Raw genomic sequence first — 18235 nt, 5'->3', positions numbered from 1 at the left:
GGGCAGGACATGTCGGCGCGCAGTATTTTTGGCATGATAATGAATGTGTCGCGCATTATCCAAGAGCTTGAAAGCCTGGGAATGCGCATTGAAGTCGGTGATGATTTTTCACTCTACCGATATTATCGGAACTCATGTTCAGGTCGCGGCGGTTTGTATCCAATCTTCGACACAGCGAGTTCGTTCATCGATGAAACAAACGGTTTTTGGATTTGTGGTTTCAATGATGATGATGAACTGGTGCACACGCAGGCCGTGCGGTTGCTGGACCTTACCAAGATGTCACTTGGCAAGCATTTGGATATACACCGCCATAAATATATCACCCCTGATACGACCCCGGATCCTGATCTAACATTTTACCAAGGACCTGAAGCGCTCAAGATGGTGACTGGTAAGGTCGGCTATTGCGGTGATTTCTGGCTCCCCTCGCGCGGGCTAGGCGGGCCGCGCAGCCAAGGTGCGACCGGGCTATTGTCGCGTTTGCTGTTTGAAGTTTTGCAACGAACATGGCAGCCCGACTTCGTTTTTGCACTGGTTCCCAAACAACTCGCAGCCAAGGGCGCACACTTACGATATGGTTATAGCCATTGCGAGCCCGGAAGATGGATTGGACCGGACCGACAAGTGACCGATGAAGATTATCTGATCTGGATGAATGCAAACGATATCAAGAACATACTTGCGCGAGACGTCCGTTCATTGTGTAGAACTGATCAGGTTTCTTCAGTCCATATGTCTGTCACATCAATCAATTCAACCGGATAATCTGGCGACGCGCGCCAACTCGGAATTGGCCGCATCATTCATCGCGCTCATTTACGCTACAAAACAAGCATTTCCACACAGCAAAAGACGCTGCCTCGTCCGGGGCAGCGTCTCGCTGTGAGTAGTAAACAAGTGGGTGTAACCGTGGTGAGGTACGATTGGTTTTAAGTTGCTGTTCGATTGCGGCAAAAATTGGATGAAACGGTGTCCTTTTTAGCCGCCACACGCAAAAAGCGATTTTCACATATTCTCTTGCACCTCGAAAGCAGACCTTTGCCCCGCAAAGCGGCAAGATATAAGTAATTGATATTGATAAGATAATAGAAATATAAGCTGCTCCTGATAATGTTGTCGCCTTGCTCCGTCATCCCCTCGCACCGAGATATTTACGTCAACAGCAATGACATAAAACAGATCGCAGAATCGTCATAATGACGAAAGCATCACCAGAATTGGTCTGATAAGCCGAGGGACGACCAAGAGAATCGCGTCTTTGGTGTACTTTGTTTGCATGGCCCGCGCAGAGCATCCCAAAATCAACCCTTGCGATTCGGCTATCATATCGCCGGACAAGGCAATCTGGCATCGCCCGCGACCTGCGGATTACTACACTGCCAGCTATCCGCGCGACCCGATTGGCGCTAGTCTCGAAGCGACTGCGGCAAAGAGAAGGCTCAGCCATGAAACGACAATGCATCGCGCTGCTTGCAGGGCTGCTTTGGGCCCCTGCTGTCGCAGACACCCCCGCAACATGGGATTTCCAACCGGGACAAGACGGATTCTCCGACGCGGCACTGCTTGATCTTTCTTATCTGAACGAAGCGATCGCAGGTGAAACCGGCTTCATCCGGCGTTCGGACGATGGGGCCGCTTTTGTGCGGGGTGACGGGGCGCCGATCCGGTTCTGGGCGCTGAATAGCTATGCCGCCCGTAATGGTATGGCAGCACTCGAAGACCACGCCCGCTTTCTGGCCAAACGCGGCGTCAACATGGTGCGCCTGCACGGGCAAATCCCGCAAGCCGGACAATCAGGTGGCACGCTTGAAGAAATAGACACAACCGAACGCGACCAGCTCTGGCAGCTGGTCGCCGCGATGAAACAGGAAGGTATCTACGTCACCTTCAGCCCCTACTATCCGCACCTTGTGCATCCAGAGGCCGCCTGGCGCTGGCAAGTCCCCGTCGACAGTGAGGGGCTGACGGGGATGATCTATTTTGATCCGGTCTTGCAAGAGGCCTACAAGGGGTGGCTCCGCGAGACACTGCTGCCCGTAAACCCGTACACCGGTCTGGCACTCAAGGACGATCCTGCGCTCGCAATCATCCAGATGCAGAACGAGGATTCGCTTCTTTTCTGGACCTTCAACAACATCAAGGGCCGCGAGGCCGCACTGCTTGGCGCCCGTTTTGGCCAATTCCTTGTCGAAAAATACGGTTCGCTGGCCGCAGCGCGGGATGCGTGGGGCAATGCTGCGGTGCCCGGTCCGATTGCCGACATGCGCGACGATTGGGACAGTGGCGTGATCGCACTTTCCAATATCTGGCACCTGACACGCGATGCAGACCCGGGCGAAGCAGTAGCGCGACTGGCCGATCAAACAGAATTCCTGACCATGATCATGCGCGACTGGCACGCCGAGATTGCCCGCTTCCTGCGCGAAGACATTGGCGCACCGCAACTTTTCAACGCAGGCAACTGGCGCACGGCGGATGACGTTCTCCTCGATGATCTTGAGCGGTACGCCTACACGGCGGGCGATGTGATCGGCGTGAACCGCTATGTCACCGGCCTCCACGAAGGCGAATATGAAGGCTGGGCCATTGTGGCAGGTGACAAATACCGCGAAGACGGTTTGCTGCGCCGGCCTTTGGATCTGCCCATCACACTGCGCCAGCCAGTCGGTTATCCCTACATTATCGGCGAAACGCTTTGGGTGCCGCCGATGTGGGAACAATCAGAGGGGCCTGTTCTGATGGCGGCCTATCAGGCCCTGACCGGCATCGACGTCAGCTATTGGTTTGCCACAGGTGAAACACAATGGCGCGCACCGCAAAGTGCGAACGGCTATTTGCCAAGTATCGGCAAATGGCAGCTCGCAACCCCGCAACAGATGGGCGCTTTTCCCGCGGCTGCACTGATCTTTCGCCTTGGGCTCATTGACGAGGCCCCTCCGGTCGTGATCGAACGCCGCCCGCGCGACACGCTCTGGGCCCGCGCGGCCCCTCTTGTTGCGGCGCAACAAGGCTATGACCCGAACCGCGATACAGGCATTTTTGGTGCATTGCTTGGAAGTAGCGGCGCGCGACAACCCGACATCAGCCCCTATAGCTTCCTTGCCGGCCCCGTTCAGGTCGATTTTGACAGCGAGACTGGAAATTTCGTGCACCCTGATCTTGCATCGCTGATCGACGAAGACAGGCAGGTTGTCACCAGTCTGACGCGCGAGCTGTCCTGGGATTGGGGTGCGGGTGTCGTCACACTTGATGCGCCCCGCGCGCAAGGCGTTGTCGGCGCTTTGTCATCGGCCACGACCTTTGCCTTGCAGGACATCACGATTGAAAGCGATGCAGACTATGCCAGTATCATCGCGGTGCCGCTCGATGGCCAGCCGATTGCTGATGCGGCACGGCTATTGGTGCAGATCAACAGCATCGCACGCCCGACAGGCTGGAGCGCGGAGCCTGCGCAACACGAAAGCGGGCCCGCTTTGGCAGTGACTGCCTTTGGCGAGGCGCCATGGCAGATTGACCGGGTTCAGGCTCAGGTGAGTATTCGAAACGAGAGGCTCTCACGTGCGACAGCCTTGGATGCCAATGGCATGGCGACCCGTGACATCACAGTTTCAAGAAGCAACGGGATACTGAGTTTGTTCCTGCCCGACGACGCACTCTACGTCATCTTGGAGTGACGTTTCCCGCAACAGGCGGATTGGCGCGGCAGGTAACACCCGCCGCGCCTTGTGTTCTACCAGCTGTTATAGCCCAGATACTTGCCAGACATTTCAACCTTCACGCGGTCGCCTTTGGGGTTCTCGACGCGGGTGACGGTCATATCAAAGTCAATCGCGGACATGATGCCGTCACCGAATTTTTCCTGGATCAGCGCCTTGAGCGTAGGGCCATAAACGCCCACGATTTCATAGAAACGGTAGATGCAAGGATCGGTCGGCACCGCCTGTTCCCAGATCTTTGTCGGGCTCTCTGCCAGCACAGATTCCGCCTCTTGCGGCAATCCCATCACGCTGACCATCAGCTTGGCCTTCTCGGGCGGAAAAGCATTCATGCCCATCGCTGCGGAGTGGGTCCAGACAGGCGACATCCCGATCTTTTCGGCGATTTGTTCCCATGTCAGACCGGCCGTTTTCTTGGCCGACAGGATCATGGCGGTGACGTCTTCTTTGGTCATCATCTCGGTCATTATGAGGTCTTTCATTGTTGCTCCTCCGGTGGTTATTCGTTGACAGCCCGCAACGCAGGCGGCGCTTGCTCAGGTTCTTCAGGTTCGGTCTTGTCGATCCGCACCGGCGTTGGACGGTTGCTGCCCTCTCCGGTTTGTTGGCCCGCCATCTCTTTGGACCGCTTGCCAAGGAAGGTGACCAGATGGTTGCGGATCGCATAGTAGTTGGGATGCTCGATAATCTCGGTCCGGTTGCGCGGACGCGGGATCGTGATCTCGACGCTCTCGGCCACCCGTGCGTAAGGCCCGTTCGTCATCAGCAAAATACGGTCGGCCAGCAGGATCGCCTCGTCGATATCATGGGTAATCATAAAGACGGTCTGCTCGGTCCCGCCCCAGATTTTCAATAGCTCATCCTGGATCGTGCCCCGTGTCAGCGCATCAAGCGCGCCGAAAGGTTCGTCCAGCAACAACAGCTTGGGATGGTTGGCAAAAGCGCGCGCAATCGACACACGCTGGCGCATCCCCCCCGAAAGCTGGCTGGGCTTGCGATGGATCACATCCCCCTCAAGTCCCACCATCGCAAGGTACTTGGTCGAATGTTCAATCACCTGTGCCTTCGACCACTCAGGGTGCCGCGCAGAGACGCCAAAGGTGACGTTCTTCAATGTCGAAAGCCACGGCAACAATGAGTAGTTCTGGAACACAACACCACGGTCAAGGCTGGGGCCTTTCACCTCGGTGCCGTCCATGATGACCACACCGGATGTCGGGTCGGACAATCCTGCAAGGATATTCATGATCGTGGATTTGCCACAGCCAGAGTGGCCAAGGATCACGACAAACTCGCCCTTCTCGACACCAAAGGTGGCATCCTCAAAGACTGTCAGTTCGCCGCCCGCGCCGTCAGGGTAGCGCTGGGTCAAGTTCTCGACGCTTAGAAACGGTTTCATGTCTTGGTCCTATTCAGCGTAAGAAACGGCGCGCTGGACAAAGCCGAGGGCTGCATCAAGCCCCATGCCCACGACGCCAATCATCAGGATGGAAAAGATCACAGAGGTCAGATCGAGGTTGTTCCACTCGTTCCAGACGTAGTAACCAATGCCGGTTCCGCCCACGAGCATCTCTGCGGCAACAATCACCAGCCATGCGATACCGATGGAAATGCGCATCCCTGTCAGGATCGTCGGCGCTGCGGCAGGCAGGATCACGGTGAAGGCGGTCTTGAGCGGGTTCAACTCATGCGTCCGGGCCACATTGACCCAATCCTCACGCACTCCGGCCACACCAAAAGCTGTGTTGATCAGCATGGGCCAGATCGAGCAGATGAAGATCACAAAGATCGCGCTTGCCTCACTGTCCTGGATCACGAAAAGCGCAAGCGGCATCCACGCGAGGGGCGAAATCGGGCGCAATACCTGAATGAAGGGGTTCAATGCTTTGTATGCCAGCGGCGACATCCCGATCAGAAAGCCCAGCGGAATGGCAATAATAGCGGCAAGTGCATAGCCCACCAGCACGCGGTAGATCGAATAGCCGATCTGGATACCGATCCCTTTGTCATTCGGGCCTGCATCATAAAAAGGATCACTGAGCTGTTCCCAGGCCTTGGCGATCACCTGGCTGGGTGGCGGCACACCGGCTTTGGGCTGGCCACCCCCTGTCAGAAGTTCATATTCCGTCAATTCGCCTACCGCCTTTTGTGCGGGAATGGCGGCCTCCCAGATCAGGAGGCCGACAATGAGCAGAGTTAGCGACAGAATAGCTGCACGAAAGTTCAGTGAGCTGATGGGCATTTGCCTTAGCCTTTCTTGATCGCAAAGCTGTCGATATAGGCTTCGGGTTCGTTGTAATCGAACGTCTTGCCCATGATGGTGTGCGACTTGTAGGTGACATCCGGCGCCTCATAGCCCAGATCTTCCATCACCTTCTTGCAGTCAGCGGCCAGATAGACCTGCTCGGCCACTGCCTTATAGTCGACATCACCTTCGATATAGCCCCAGCGCTTCATCTGGGTCAGGATCCAGACGCCCATCGAATGCCATGGGAACGGATCGAAATCGATCCGGTCAGGCACGCGCTGCACCTGCCCCAAACCGTCTGCATAAGTGCCTGTCAGCACCTGCTCGATCACGGTCACGGGCTGGTTGAGATAGTTCGTCGGTGCAATCGCCTCGGAAATCTCTTTGCGGTTCTCGGCGGCCGAGGCGTATTGCGTCGCGTCGATGATCGACTTGAGCAGCGCGCCATAGGTGTTAGGCAATTCCTGCGCAAACGAGAGCGGCGCGGCAAAGGCACAGCACGGGTGGCCTTCCCAGATTTCCTTGGTCAGCAGGTGGATAAAGCCGATGCCTTCGAAGACAGCACGCTGGTTGAACGGATCAGGTGACAGATAGCCGTCAAGGTTACCGGCACGCAGGTTCGCAACCATTTCAGGCGGCGGCACCACGCGGATCTGGATGTCGACATCAGGGTCCAGACCGAATTCGGCAACGTAGTAGCGCAGCAGGAAGTTGTGCATCGAATATTCAAACGGCACACCGAAGGTAAAGCCCTTCCACTGCGACGGATCACGCTTATCAAGGTGTTCGTTGGACAGAACAATCGCCTGCCCGTTGATGTTTTCAACGGCGGGCATGATGTAGGGCTCTGCAATCGACCCTGCACCCAGCGTCATCGCCAGCGGCATTGGTGTCAGCATGTGGCTGGCGTCATATTCGCCGTTCAGCGATTTGTCGCGGGCAACGGCCCAGCCCGCGGTCTTGATGACTTGCGCGTTCAGACCATAGCGTTCGTAAAAGCCCAAAGGCTGCGCCATGATGATCGGCGTCGCACAGGTGATCGGCACAAAGCCGATGTTGAGGTCTGTCTTCTCGGGTGGCTCGAGATTGTCCATGATGGCTGCCTTCGCCTGATCCATCGGGAACACCGACGCCAGCGCCGCTGCCATCGTTGTGCCGCCCATCATGCCCATAAAGGACCGGCGGCCGATATCGCTTTGACCAAAGACCGACCGCACGATCGCGCTTTCAACGGCACGTTCCAGCATGCCTTCGCTTGTGGTCAGGTCAGGGCCGCCCTGTTTCTCGACCGCAGATGTAACACATCCGGCGCAACCGCAGTCGGCACCGTGCCGCAGGTCGGTTTCGGATGAATAGGGATTTCCAAGGCTTTTCACTGTCATTCTCGTCACTCCTGTCAAACTTTGGAATGATACTGACGCAGAAAAGGGGGACACTGAAAGCGAGAGGGCGGAAAAAATAAATTCTATAATTTCATTTTATAACAATATGTTAAGGCAGCTTCCTACAATCACAATATTACGATTTTTCGTAAATTACGATTTTTCGTATTGCCACACACCCCAATGTCCGCTTCGATTGGAAAATGAACATTCAAGACCGCACCCCTGATTCCCGTCTTGCCGGCGCATTCGGCGCAACGCTGATCCTTGATCTCGACACAGACGAGATTCTGGCCGCCACCCCGCAGGCCCATGCGCTGCTCAAAGACCCGTCTTTGGTCGGCTCACGCTTTTCCAATCTCGTGGCAGATGATGTGCCGCACATGATCCTGTTTGTTGATGAAGTCATCTACCGCGGAGAGGCATGGACACGGCGCATTATTTTACGCACTCGCGAAAATGACCGCATAAATTGCGAAATCAACGGCCGCTCTGACGGCAAGACACTCACGCTGAAGATCACCGATCTTGCAGCCCTCGAGCGCCGCGCCGAGGCGGTACAGGCGGCAAGCATGTATAACGGTGGTATTCTGGAATGGCAGCGCGCACAGGCGTTCTTTTCCGAGCTTGAACGCCAGAACCAGCTGATCCTGAATGCGGCGGGCGAAGGGATCTACGGGGTCAACGCCGACGGCAAGACAACCTTTGTGAATCGTGCCGCACAGGAAATGCTGGGCTGGACGGATGAAGACCTTCTTGGCGAAGACATCCACACCAAGATCCACCACCACCATCTGGATGGTGAGGTCTACCCGTCGCACGAATGCCCGATCTATCAATCCTTCCGCTATGAGCAGGTCAACCGGATCGAGGACGAGGTGTTCTGGCGCAAGGACGGCAAACCCATCCGTGTCGAATACGTCTCGACCCCGATTTACGAGGGCCAGCGGCTGGCCGGTGCGGTGGTCATCTTCCGCGACATTACCGAACGTTGGGAAAACGAACGCAAGCTGCGCGAAGCGATGGATCAGGTCGCGGCACTGCGTGACCGGCTCGAACAGGAAAACGCCTACCTGCAAGAAGCGATCAGTATCGAGCGTGCGCACCATGATGTTGTCGGCCAATCGCCCGCGATCCAGCAAATCCTGCAACGGGTGGAAATGGTGTCGCGCACGCAGGCCAATGTGCTGATCACCGGCGAAAGCGGTACCGGGAAAGCCATGGTCGCCTCGGCAATCCATAACGACAGCGACAGGCGGCGGCGGCCCCTGATCCACTTCAAATGCGGCTCGGTCACGCCCGATATGTTCGAAAGTGAACTCTTCGGCCATGTGCGCGGTGCCTTCACAGGCGCATTACGCGACAAACCCGGCAAGCTCGAACTGGCCCATGGCGGCACGCTATTTCTTGATGAAGTGGCCGATATCCCGCTGGAGCAACAAGGCCAACTGCTCGACGCGCTGCAAAACCGCAGGGTTACGCGATTGGGCGATGACCGCGCGCGCAGTCTCGAATTGCGGGTCGTCGCCTCCACCAGCCGGAACCTTGACCGCGAGGTGCAGGCCGGACGAATGCGGCCGGAACTCGTGTTCTTTCTCAACGTCTTTCCGATCCACTGCACGCCCCTGCGCGAACGCCCCGACGACATTCCGCTGCTGGCCGCGCATTTCCTCAATCTTGTGTGCAAACGGCTGAGCCGCACGCCGCCCATTATCACCGAAGGGACAATCCGCACACTGCAACAATACGACTGGCCCGGAAACGTGCGCGAACTGGCCAATGTGATCGAGCGCGGCGCGATCGTATCGCAGGGCGAAAAGCTCGTGGTCGATATCCACCCCGACGCGGCACCCGCCACGCGCAAGATCACGACACTGCTGAGCGAGGCGGATATCGAACAAATCCGAGTCGCCAACACAATTGCCTGCCTGCAGGAAACCAACGGTCGCGTGTCAGGTCCCAACGGGGCGGCAGCACTTTTGGGCGTCAAACCAACAACGCTCTATTCGCGGATCAAGACGCTTGGTCTGTCACCCGACGATTGGGCCTAGAAAAACACACCCGCCACGAAATTCGTGATAGGGGTCAGGGCAGCGCGCAAACATATCGGAACCCAGATGACATCCCCACTCATGAAATTCGGCCAGCCCCGTATGGTCATTGCACTCACAGTCGTACTGGCTGTCGCGGTCGGCGGCCTCGCTTTGTGGTGTACAAATACCTTCTACTTCCTGTCACACCACATGGCTGGCGGCGGGCACATGCACGGTGCCGACGGGACGGGACATGATGAGGTGAACATGCCGGGCCTGCAGGGCCGAAACGCGACACAAGAAGAAAGCAACGAACTTGCGGTCATGTTCCGCAATTTTGAAACCATCACGCGCGAAGTCACCAATCTGCCGAACGGGATCACAACAGTGACACGCTCTTCGGATCCGGAAGTGATGGATCAGCTGGTAAGCCATGTCATTGGTATGATCGCCCGCGTCGAAAACAAGGACGACCCCGAGATCCTGATCCAAAGCGGCACGCTGGATATCTTTTTTGCGCGCGGCGACGAAATCGACACCGATATAGCCGTCACTGAAGATGGCATTGTAGTGACGCAGACAGCACTGGACCCCATCCTTGTCGCCGCCCTGCATGAACACGCAGCCGAGGTGACCGCAATGTCCGACCGCGGCATGGCTGCAGTCCATGAGATGATGATGCAGTAGCCCCCCCTTTGGCCCAATTGCATCTCCAGAAGACGCGGTGCTGTGCCGCATAGCGAAAATGGATCGTTGCTTTGCACCCTGCATCGGCTAAATTACACCCCAGACGCGAATATGGATCATCCGGGGCAAACCCGGGGACCGGGCAGAGGATAGGCAAATGCGGTATTTGTTGATGGCAGGTGCTTTGGCATCAGTAGCAGCTTGTGGTGGCGGCAGCCGTGGCGCAACCGGCGATATCTCGCGCGCATGCCTTGACGCAGACCGTCGCGCGGCTTCACCCGCCTTGTGTTCCTGCATACAACAGGTCGCCAACCAATCCCTCTCGGGCAGCGACCAGGCCCGCGTGGTCGGCTTTTTCGCAGACCCGCAACTGGCACAGGACACACGTCAATCCGACCGCCCCGGTGATGAACGTTTCTGGGACCGCTACCGCGCCTTTACCGATCTCGCCGCCGAGATATGTCAGCCAATAGACGCTTAGCCGCACGTTCGATCATGACCAACGCGCCATCAAAATCCCGCGTGTAATAGGGATCGGGCACATCTTTCTCTGCCAGACACTGGACAGGTGTCGCGTTGCCCTTGGGTCTGAGACGTTCGATATCGGCCTTGTTTTGGCGGTCCATCGCAACGATCAGATCAAAGTCCTGAAAATCCGCGCGTGTGAACTGCCGCGCCCGTAGTCCGCTCAAGTCAAACCCCCGCGTGCGTGCGGCCTCTTGCATCGGGCCATAAGGCGGATCGCCCACATGCCACCCTCCGGTACCCGCGCTATCCAGCGTCAAATCCGGCGCGAGCTTGCGCATCACCCCTTCAGCAGCGGGTGAGCGGCAGATATTGCCAAGACAAACAAAAACGATCCGCATTCCTAACCCCTTGTGATGCATCAAACCTAGCAAACCGAAAACGCCGCGACCACAAAGTTGGGTAAAACACTTGCCGCACCGGCCAATTCGCGCCCACACTGCGGGCATGAAAATTGCAATTCTGACAGGTGCCGGTGTTTCGGCAGAAAGCGGGCTTGGCACGTTCCGCGATGCAGGCGGGCTTTGGACGCAATACGATCTGAACGACGTCGCAACTCCCGAAGGTTTCGCCCGCAATCCCGCGTTGGTCCATGATTTCTACAATGCAAGGCGTGCCAATTGCGCCGAGGCGTCACCCAATGCAGCGCATGAGGCGCTTGCCGCCCTTGCAGCAGGCGCGCATGACGTCACGCTGATTACCCAGAACATTGATGATCTGCACCACCGTGCAGGTTCGCCGGATTTGATCCACATGCACGGGGAACTGATGCGCGCGCTTTGTGCACAATGCGATGCACGCTGGGACGCGCCCCTTGTCATGTCCCCGCATGACCCCTGCCCCGCCTGCGCCGCAAAAGCCACACGCCCCGATGTCGTCTGGTTCGGCGAAATCCCCTATCATATGGATGCAATCGCCCAAACGGTCGCGACCGCCGATCTTTTTGTAGCCATCGGCACCTCGGCCGAAGTTTATCCCGCCGCAGGTCTGGTGGAACTGGCACAGGGGCAGACGCTGGAGATCAATCTGGAACCCTCGGCGCGGGCAAACGCATTTGACGCGCATCGCTTCGGGCCTGCCACACAGGTCGTGCCTGCATGGGTGGCAGAGCTGCGCTGAGGGCTGGACCTTTGGCCCCTACCGGATAAGAAAGGTGCCATGAGCAGGACCACAGATATCAAGGCCTTGGCCCAAGGCGTGCAGAGCGGTGACAGACGGGCGCTGGCCCGTGCCATTACGCTGGTGGAAAGCGGACGTGCGGACCACCGCGACGATGCGTTAGCGCTACTCGAGACGCTGGGCACCGGAAAACAGGCCCTGCGGATCGGCCTCTCAGGCACCCCGGGCGTCGGCAAATCCACATTCATCGAAAGTTTCGGGCTCATGCTGACCGGCATGGGCAAACGCGTGGCGGTGCTGGCGGTTGACCCGTCATCTGCACGTTCCGGCGGGTCAATCTTGGGCGACAAGACCCGGATGGACCATCTGGCCCGCGATCCAAACGCTTTCATCCGTCCCTCGCCCAGCCAGACCCAGTTGGGCGGTGTCGCGCGGCGTTCACGCGAAGCGGTGGCGCTCTGTGAAGCGGCAGGGTTCGACGTTGTGCTGATCGAAACCGTGGGCGTCGGGCAGTCAGAGACTGTCGTGGCACAGATGGCCGATCTCTTTGTGCTGCTGCTCGCCCCTGCGGGCGGGGACGAGCTCCAAGGCGTCAAGCGCGGCATCATGGAAATGGCTGACCTGATCCTCGTCAACAAAGCCGATGGCGATCTCAAGCCGCAAGCAATGCGCACCTGCGCCGACTATGCGGGCGCGTTGCGCCTGTTGCGCAAACGCGCACAGGATCCTGACGGCTTCCCCAAAGCGCTCACGATCTCCGCGCTTGAGGTCCAGGGACTTGAGGCCGCGTGGAAGGAAATGGAAACGCTGATCCGGTGGCGGCGGGACAACAGCATCTGGACGGCCACGCGCGAGGCACAGGCGGCCTATTGGTTCGGCGAAGACGTGCGGCAGGGCCTACTGGATATGTTGCAGAACGACCACCAAACCGCCGCGCGGATGAAGGCCGCCGAAGCGGATGTGAAAGCCGGCCGCACCCCGCCCACAGCCGCTGCGGAACAGGTCTTGGGGCCATTGCGTTTGCGGCTTGGTGGTGAGGCGGGCAAAACGGGGTCAGAAACCTGACCCTTCACGCGGCAAAGCGGTTGACGGGATCAAGGAATCCGCCTATCTCGCGCTAATCTTATTCACGACCCTGCCGATGCGGGGTCCATAACCCGTATCACAGGATACCCCACCACCCGGGTGGCGGATGTCCAAAGAACAAGGATAACGCTCATGTCGCGCCGTTGCGAACTGACTGGAAAAGGCCCGATGTCTGGCAACAATGTCAGCCACGCCAAGAACCGTACCCGCCGCCGTTTTTTGCCAAACCTGCAGGACGTAACTTTGATGTCCGATGTGCTGGGCCGGTCTTTCAAGCTGAAAATCTCCAACGCGGCACTGCGTACTGTTGATCACCGCGGTGGTCTGGACGCATTCATGGCGAAAGCCAAAGACGCTGAGCTTTCCGCTGAGGCGCTGAAAATCAAGAAAGAGATCGTCAAGGCAACTGCTGCCTAAGCCGTTCTTGCTTGAGACAGATTCGAACCCGGTCGTGCAAGCGGCCGGGTTTTTCTATTTTGTGCGACAGGCCGCTGTTATCGCTGTTGTCCCCGCAACCTGCTGAGCGTCACAGGCGTCACGCCCAGGAACGATGCAATCGACGTGTGGACAAACAGGGCCTCATATCCCGGGTAATTATCGCGAAACCAAGCCAGTCGATCAGCCCCACGCAGCGCGGCAAGACACCATTCACGATCTGCTTTACGCGCCAGCGCATCCTGCAAAATGGCATTTGCCCAGTTGCGCACTGGTTCGGCCCTGATCATCTCTTCCACAAGGCGTTCGGCATCCATCTGCGCAACCAGTAGATCAGTCGCCGCTTCTATTGCGACCCGCGAAAGCTGCGCCTTGGTGCGGGCGATATGTGGCGTTATGACCGATGGGCCATGATAAAGACCGACGCAAACAGTGGTTCCATCAGACGCATGGATCTGGCTGGTCGCACACCCGTCCAAAAGGATGTATTCCTGCGTTTCTTTCTCGCCTTGCTGGGTCAGAAAGGCACCCTTCCTGATCAAACGCGTCTTCCACAACGCGGCGAACTCTGCACCTGCCGCGGACAGTGTCATCGCCGGGGATTGCGAAAGGAACGTCATCAAATCCATTTCGTCGAAATCCTTATCAAAAGATAATGCCCGCAAGTTTCGATGCTGCCAGTTCTGGCACATCGCAAGGAGTATTGGAAATGCAGTCAGCAAGAAAAGCGCGTCAACATGGGATCAATGCCCTGGTCTTTGGGGTAACTGGATTGATTGTGTATGCCGTCATGATCTTCGGCACTCTCGCCCATCTCGAAGCTGTTTCAGGCGATCTGCCATTCGACATGCGCCCACTGGGGTATACCTATTCCGAGGCAAACCAATTCTTGGCAGGTCTGGGTCTGGAGGGCCGCGCCTACTATCTGACCCGCCAAATTCCACTTGATCTGTTCTATCCGGCGCTACTTGCGCTGACACTGGTTTCAACCCTGCGCTGGCTGGAACAACGTCTGTCCTACAGGCGGTGGGTCCGGCTAGGTGTCGTGACTGCCATTGGTGCTGCAGCCTGTGACTATGCCGAGAACTTGGGCGTCATCGCGATGATCCTGACCTGGCCGGAGCTCTCCTCGTATCTGGTCGGCAGTGCCAGCATTGCCACGACCGTAAAATCGGCTCTGACGACACTGGCGGCAGCATTCGTTCTGGTGCTTGGCGTTATGACCATTCGGCGGCCCGCCCCGTCATAGGGTCAGCATGTATGGTGGCGTCTTGACCCACCTTATGGCAAAGCTTGCGCCATGACTGCCCTGCCGATTGATCCTGTCCTGCCTAAGCTGATGGATGCGCTCGCATCCTCTGGCCGCGCCGTCCTACAAGCCCCGCCGGGTGCGGGCAAAACCACCCGCGTGCCGCTTGCGATGCTGGACGCGGGCCTGACAACGGGCAAGATCATCATGCTCGAACCCCGCCGCCTTGCCGCCCGCGCCGCAGCCGAGCGTCTGGCCGAGGGGTTGGGTGAGACACCGGGCCAAACCGTCGGTTACCGTATGCGCGGCGATAGCAAAGCCGGCAGCCGGATCGAAGTGGTCACCGAAGGCATCCTGACGCGGATGATCCAGTCCGATCCTGAACTGACAGGCATCGGCGCCGTCATCTTCGACGAATTCCACGAACGCTCGCTCAACGCCGACCTTGGCCTCGCGCTGGCATGGGAAAGCCGCAGCGTGCTGCGCCCTGACCTGCTCATCTTTGTCATGTCCGCAACGCTCGACGCAGCCCCCGTCGCCGCAATGCTCGACGACGCCCCCGTGATCACCTCCGAAGGCCGCTCATTTCCTGTAACAACCCGTTTTCTTGACCGTGCTGTGCCCAAAACCCAAAGACTGGAAGACGCGACCGCCGATCTGGTCGCATCCGCCGTGGCCGAAACCCAAGGTGGCATCCTTGTCTTTTTGCCCGGCGAAGGCGAAATCCGCCGGACTGCCGCCCTGCTGGCTGGCCGCCTGCCCGCCGGCTGCACCATTCGCCCGCTCTATGGCGCCCTGCCCTTTGCCGAGCAACGCAAAGCCATAGCCCCCCTCAAAGAGGGCCGCAAAATCGTGCTGTCCACCTCTATCGCGGAAACCTCGCTCACCATCGAAGATATCCGCGTGGTCGTCGATGCCGGCCGTGCCCGCCGCGCGCGGTTTGATCCAAGCTCTGGCATGTCGCGGTTGGTCACAGAAAAAGTCAGCAAAGCCGAAGCCACCCAGCGCGCAGGCCGCGCAGGCCGCGTGGCCCCCGGCGACGCTTATTGCCTTTGGACCAAAGGCGAGCACGGGGCGCTCCCCGCCTTCGCGCCTGCCGAAATCGAGGCCGCTGATCTGGCGGGCCTCGCATTGGAAATGGCCGTCTGGGGGAGCGATGATCTTGCATTTCTGACCCCTCCGCCGCCAGGCGCCTTGGCCGAAGCACGGACACTCTTGCACGGCTTGGGCGCACTCGACAGCGCCTTTCGGATCACGCCACATGGCCGCGCACTTGCTGCCCTGCCGCTGCACCCGCGTTTGGCCCATATACTGCAAATCGCTGGCAAAGCTGCAGCCCCGCTCGCCGCCCTGCTGGCCGCGCGCGATCCGTTGCGCGGCGCGCCGGTTGATCTGGCGCTGCGCATCGCGGCACTGAAGGGGCGCTACGACGGGCCCGGCACCGCGCACCCTGTGGCACTGGCGCAAATCAAATCCGAAATCCCCCGCCTGACCAAAGGCCTGCCCGACAAAGCCCCGCTCAGCCTTGGCCAGCAAGCCGCCCTCGCCTACCCTGACCGCATAGGCCTGCGGCGCAAAGGCGATGACCCGCGCTATGTGCTCTCAGGCGGCAAAGGGGCCGTGCTTGATGCCGCCGACCCGATAGCGGGGGCGCGGCTGATCGTGGCCACCGATCTTGACGGCGACACCCGCGAGGCGCGCATCAGGCAGGCTGTCACGCTCACGGAACGCGAATTGCGCGACCTTTTTGCCGACCAGATCGCGTGGGCCGATATCTGTGAATGGTCCAAACGCGACCGCAAGGTCCTCACCCGCCAGCAGGAACGGTTTGGCGCGTTGGCACTGGATGACCGGCAATGGTCGGATGCGCCGGATGAGGCCATAGCACAAGCCATGCTCGAAGGTGTGCGCCAGTTGGGCCTGCGCCCCTCGCCCGCCGCGGACCGGTTCCGCGCAAGGGTGGCATTGGTTGATGACCTGCCCGCAATGGACGATGCAACGCTACTGGACACGCTGGAAGACTGGCTGCTCCCGCACGTGACCGGTGTGCGCAGCGCTGAGGACTGGAAACGCTTTGATATCCTGCCAGCCCTGCGTGCCATGCTGGACTGGGACCAGATGCAGCGCCTTGACCGTGCCGCGCCCGCACATTTCGAAACACCGCTGGGGCGCAAGATCCCAATTGATTACGATGGCGACGCCCCAGGCATCACCCTGCGCCTGCAGGAAATGTTCGGTGTGACCACCCATCCTATGGTGGGGCGAACACCTTTGAGGGTCACACTCCTGTCACCGGGGCAAAAGCCCGTGCAGGTCACGCAGGACATCGTTGGCTTCTGGGCCAGCTCCTATGCGGATGTCCGCCGTGATATGCGTGGCCGCTACCCCCGCCATCCTTGGCCCGAAGACCCGACACAGGCAGACCCCACCCTGCGTGCCAAACCGCGCGGCACCTGACACCATTTGCGCATCGATTCGCTTTGTGTTAGTTAGAACCTAATAAAAACACGCCATTGGCAGGTATATGAGTAATCTAGACCGCTCTTTTTGGACGGGCCGTGAGGTCTGTGTCGTCGACCCGACTGCGATCACGCAGGTCGGTGCGCTTTGCTTGCGCGACGGAAAGGACGGAAAAGAGGTACTCTTGGTGAAATCCTCGCGTGGTCGCTGGATCGTGCCCAAGGGCTGGCCAATGGACGGTCACACCGATGCCGAAACCGCCAAAATCGAAGCCTGGGAAGAAGCGGGTTTGCGCAAAGGCAAGGTCAGCAAGGCCCCGATTGGCGGCTATGTCACCGAGAAACGCTTTGAAGACGGGCGGGTCGTGCCCTGCCATGTCAGCGTGTACCGGATCGACGTGAAACAGATGACGAAAACCTACCCCGAAGCGGGCCTGCGTAAACGCAAATGGGTGCCACTGAAAAAGGCGGTCAAAAAGGTCGATGATGTGGGCTTGCGGGCGTTTTTGGGCGCGCTGAAGTAGGCTTTGCCTGATGCCTCGCAAGTGGTCGCAATCGCTTCGCAGCATCGACCATCTTTTCCGACATTCAGACGCGTCCTGCAGAACGCAAAAAGCCGCCCCTGAGGGCGGCCTTTGCGACGAGGGCAGATCATAATCTACCTTACCTTACATCACCTTAGCGGCGGCGGTCGCGGCGCGAGGACATGGGCTGGAACGCGACGCCAACATGGGCTTCGCAATAGGGCTTGCCCTGTTGCACAGCCAATCCGCAGAACCAGAAATCATCAGTGGCGGGATCGCCCACCGGCCATTTGCAGGTTTTTTCCGTCAATTCCATCAAGGTCAACCGCTTGGCTGTCTTTTCGACTTCACTGACTTTGGCGAGTGCCTCGGGGCTGATCTCATTGGCCGAAGGCTGCGGCGGCAAAGGTTGCCCTGCCGGAATGATCGCGCGGCGCGCAGCCGAAATCGGGATGCCGTTCTCGTCAAGCTCGGGCTCTTCTTTGGGCGGTGTCGAGGCGGGTGCCGCCTTGGGTTTGGGTGCTGCAGGCTTGGCCGCCGGTTTCGCCGCAGCAGCGGGTGCCGCCGCCGGTTTTTCTTTTGGTGCTACTTTGGCCGCAGCCCCGGCGGAACCTGCCCTATTGGACAATCCCAAGCGGTGTACCTTACCGATTACGGCATTGCGGGTCACCCCGCCAAGTTCTTTGGCGATCTGGCTTGCGGACTGGCCTTCGCCCCACATCTTCTTGAGCGTCTCAACGCGCTCGTCTGTCCAGGACATATCTGTTCC

At 58.7% G+C, this 18235-nt stretch carries 18 protein-coding genes; 11 read left to right on the top strand and 7 right to left on the bottom strand.

The features are described from left to right. Positions 1–9: 9 nt before the first annotated feature. Positions 10–768, top strand: a complete 759-nt coding sequence (locus C7964_RS04665; protein ID WP_110278447.1) for a hypothetical protein — start codon at positions 10–12, stop codon at positions 766–768. A gap of 680 nt (positions 769–1448) precedes the next feature. Beyond that, a complete protein-coding gene (locus C7964_RS04660; protein ID WP_110278446.1) occupies positions 1449–3677 on the top strand; it encodes a hypothetical protein in 2229 nt (742 codons plus the stop codon). Positions 3678–3733: 56 nt separating this feature from the next. Here the strand turns inward: C7964_RS04660 and cynS are convergent, their stop codons facing one another. The 4 genes from cynS to C7964_RS04640 are packed head-to-tail and all read right to left on the bottom strand — an operon-like array spanning position 3734 to position 7349. Then, entirely contained in the window at positions 3734–4201 is a 468-nt protein-coding gene (gene cynS / locus C7964_RS04655) for a cyanase (RefSeq protein ID WP_286163766.1), read from the bottom strand. A gap of 17 nt (positions 4202–4218) precedes the next feature. Beyond that, entirely contained in the window at positions 4219–5118 is a 900-nt protein-coding gene (locus C7964_RS04650; protein ID WP_110278445.1) for an ABC transporter ATP-binding protein, read from the bottom strand. Between the two features lie 9 nt (positions 5119–5127). After that, complete coding sequence (ntrB, locus tag C7964_RS04645; RefSeq protein ID WP_110278444.1) at positions 5128–5961, bottom strand: nitrate ABC transporter permease; 834 nt, start codon at positions 5959–5961, stop codon at positions 5128–5130. 5 nt (positions 5962–5966) lie between these two features. Further along, positions 5967–7349, bottom strand: a complete 1383-nt coding sequence (locus C7964_RS04640; protein WP_110278443.1) for a CmpA/NrtA family ABC transporter substrate-binding protein — start codon at positions 7347–7349, stop codon at positions 5967–5969. A 203-nt stretch (positions 7350–7552) separates the two neighbouring features. Here C7964_RS04640 and C7964_RS04635 point away from each other — a divergent pair, with 203 nt between their 5' ends. The 3 genes from C7964_RS04635 (at position 7553) to C7964_RS04625 (ending at position 10550) form a co-directional block, all read left to right on the top strand. Next, positions 7553–9400 (top strand): sigma-54 interaction domain-containing protein, encoded by a 1848-nt coding sequence (locus C7964_RS04635; RefSeq protein ID WP_110278442.1) that lies wholly within the window; start codon positions 7553–7555, stop codon positions 9398–9400. 66 nt (positions 9401–9466) lie between these two features. Beyond that, entirely contained in the window at positions 9467–10069 is a 603-nt protein-coding gene (locus C7964_RS04630; RefSeq protein WP_286163765.1) for a hypothetical protein, read from the top strand. A gap of 157 nt (positions 10070–10226) precedes the next feature. Beyond that, complete coding sequence (locus tag C7964_RS04625; RefSeq protein WP_181417102.1) at positions 10227–10550, top strand: arginine transporter; 324 nt, start codon at positions 10227–10229, stop codon at positions 10548–10550. Here the strand turns inward: C7964_RS04625 and C7964_RS04620 are convergent. After that, positions 10507–10935 carry a low molecular weight protein-tyrosine-phosphatase gene (locus C7964_RS04620; RefSeq protein ID WP_110278441.1) on the bottom strand — a complete coding sequence of 143 codons (429 nt, stop codon included), beginning with the start codon at positions 10933–10935 and terminating at the stop codon, positions 10507–10509. The two genes, C7964_RS04625 and C7964_RS04620, sit on opposite strands and share 44 nt — an antisense overlap. A gap of 106 nt (positions 10936–11041) precedes the next feature. Here C7964_RS04620 and C7964_RS04615 point away from each other — a divergent pair, with 106 nt between their 5' ends. The 3 genes from C7964_RS04615 (at position 11042) to rpmB (ending at position 13216) form a co-directional block, all read left to right on the top strand. Beyond that, entirely contained in the window at positions 11042–11713 is a 672-nt protein-coding gene (locus C7964_RS04615) for an NAD-dependent deacylase (protein ID WP_110278440.1), read from the top strand. 39 nt (positions 11714–11752) lie between these two features. Then, positions 11753–12778 (top strand): methylmalonyl Co-A mutase-associated GTPase MeaB, encoded by a 1026-nt coding sequence (gene meaB / locus C7964_RS04610; protein ID WP_110278439.1) that lies wholly within the window; start codon positions 11753–11755, stop codon positions 12776–12778. 153 nt (positions 12779–12931) lie between these two features. After that, a complete protein-coding gene (gene rpmB / locus C7964_RS04605; protein ID WP_110278438.1) occupies positions 12932–13216 on the top strand; it encodes a 50S ribosomal protein L28 in 285 nt (94 codons plus the stop codon). Positions 13217–13293: 77 nt separating this feature from the next. On the opposite strand, the gene C7964_RS04600 is transcribed toward rpmB, so the two are convergent. Continuing rightward, on the bottom strand, positions 13294–13863 hold the full coding sequence (locus C7964_RS04600) for a Crp/Fnr family transcriptional regulator (RefSeq protein WP_110278437.1): 570 nt from the start codon (positions 13861–13863) through the stop codon (positions 13294–13296). 80 nt (positions 13864–13943) lie between these two features. Between C7964_RS04600 and C7964_RS04595 the strand changes: the two genes are divergently transcribed. The 3 genes from C7964_RS04595 to C7964_RS04585 all read left to right on the top strand — a co-directional run bounded on the left by C7964_RS04595 (position 13944) and on the right by C7964_RS04585 (position 17466). After that, entirely contained in the window at positions 13944–14483 is a 540-nt protein-coding gene (locus C7964_RS04595; protein ID WP_110278436.1) for a hypothetical protein, read from the top strand. Between the two features lie 51 nt (positions 14484–14534). After that, the gene (gene hrpB, locus C7964_RS04590) at positions 14535–16940 is read left to right on the top strand and encodes an ATP-dependent helicase HrpB (protein WP_110278435.1); all 2406 of its coding nucleotides are present in this window, start codon (positions 14535–14537) and stop codon (positions 16938–16940) included. Between the two features lie 67 nt (positions 16941–17007). Then, positions 17008–17466, top strand: a complete 459-nt coding sequence (locus tag C7964_RS04585) for an NUDIX hydrolase (RefSeq protein ID WP_110278434.1) — start codon at positions 17008–17010, stop codon at positions 17464–17466. Between the two features lie 154 nt (positions 17467–17620). Here the strand turns inward: C7964_RS04585 and C7964_RS04580 are convergent, their stop codons facing one another. After that, positions 17621–18226 (bottom strand): GcrA family cell cycle regulator, encoded by a 606-nt coding sequence (locus tag C7964_RS04580; protein ID WP_110278433.1) that lies wholly within the window; start codon positions 18224–18226, stop codon positions 17621–17623. Positions 18227–18235 lie beyond the last annotated feature (9 nt).

Origin of the sequence: Loktanella sp. PT4BL, assembly GCF_003201935.1 — a bacterium.
Classification (GTDB): domain Bacteria; phylum Pseudomonadota; class Alphaproteobacteria; order Rhodobacterales; family Rhodobacteraceae; genus Yoonia.
The sequence above is the reverse complement of the archived record's forward strand: the minus strand, read 5'-3'. Positions and strand labels throughout refer to the sequence as shown.

What these genes read in the sequence shown, in the direction of transcription:
- C7964_RS04665 (WP_110278447.1), top strand. Translation starts at nt 10, where the DNA reads ATGTCGGCGCGCAGTATTTTTGGCATGATAATGAATGTGTCGCGCATT.
- C7964_RS04660 (WP_110278446.1), top strand. Translation starts at nt 1,449, where the DNA reads ATGAAACGACAATGCATCGCGCTGCTTGCAGGGCTGCTTTGGGCCCCT.
- cynS (WP_286163766.1), bottom strand. Translation starts at nt 4,201, where the DNA reads ATGAAAGACCTCATAATGACCGAGATGATGACCAAAGAAGACGTCACC.
- C7964_RS04650 (WP_110278445.1), bottom strand. Translation starts at nt 5,118, where the DNA reads ATGAAACCGTTTCTAAGCGTCGAGAACTTGACCCAGCGCTACCCTGAC.
- ntrB (WP_110278444.1), bottom strand. Translation starts at nt 5,961, where the DNA reads ATGCCCATCAGCTCACTGAACTTTCGTGCAGCTATTCTGTCGCTAACT.
- C7964_RS04640 (WP_110278443.1), bottom strand. Translation starts at nt 7,349, where the DNA reads ATGACAGTGAAAAGCCTTGGAAATCCCTATTCATCCGAAACCGACCTG.
- C7964_RS04635 (WP_110278442.1), top strand. Translation starts at nt 7,553, where the DNA reads ATGAACATTCAAGACCGCACCCCTGATTCCCGTCTTGCCGGCGCATTC.
- C7964_RS04630 (WP_286163765.1), top strand. Translation starts at nt 9,467, where the DNA reads ATGACATCCCCACTCATGAAATTCGGCCAGCCCCGTATGGTCATTGCA.
- C7964_RS04625 (WP_181417102.1), top strand. Translation starts at nt 10,227, where the DNA reads ATGCGGTATTTGTTGATGGCAGGTGCTTTGGCATCAGTAGCAGCTTGT.
- C7964_RS04620 (WP_110278441.1), bottom strand. Translation starts at nt 10,935, where the DNA reads ATGCGGATCGTTTTTGTTTGTCTTGGCAATATCTGCCGCTCACCCGCT.
- C7964_RS04615 (WP_110278440.1), top strand. Translation starts at nt 11,042, where the DNA reads ATGAAAATTGCAATTCTGACAGGTGCCGGTGTTTCGGCAGAAAGCGGG.
- meaB (WP_110278439.1), top strand. Translation starts at nt 11,753, where the DNA reads ATGAGCAGGACCACAGATATCAAGGCCTTGGCCCAAGGCGTGCAGAGC.
- rpmB (WP_110278438.1), top strand. Translation starts at nt 12,932, where the DNA reads ATGTCGCGCCGTTGCGAACTGACTGGAAAAGGCCCGATGTCTGGCAAC.
- C7964_RS04600 (WP_110278437.1), bottom strand. Translation starts at nt 13,863, where the DNA reads ATGGATTTGATGACGTTCCTTTCGCAATCCCCGGCGATGACACTGTCC.
- C7964_RS04595 (WP_110278436.1), top strand. Translation starts at nt 13,944, where the DNA reads ATGCAGTCAGCAAGAAAAGCGCGTCAACATGGGATCAATGCCCTGGTC.
- hrpB (WP_110278435.1), top strand. Translation starts at nt 14,535, where the DNA reads ATGACTGCCCTGCCGATTGATCCTGTCCTGCCTAAGCTGATGGATGCG.
- C7964_RS04585 (WP_110278434.1), top strand. Translation starts at nt 17,008, where the DNA reads ATGAGTAATCTAGACCGCTCTTTTTGGACGGGCCGTGAGGTCTGTGTC.
- C7964_RS04580 (WP_110278433.1), bottom strand. Translation starts at nt 18,226, where the DNA reads ATGTCCTGGACAGACGAGCGCGTTGAGACGCTCAAGAAGATGTGGGGC.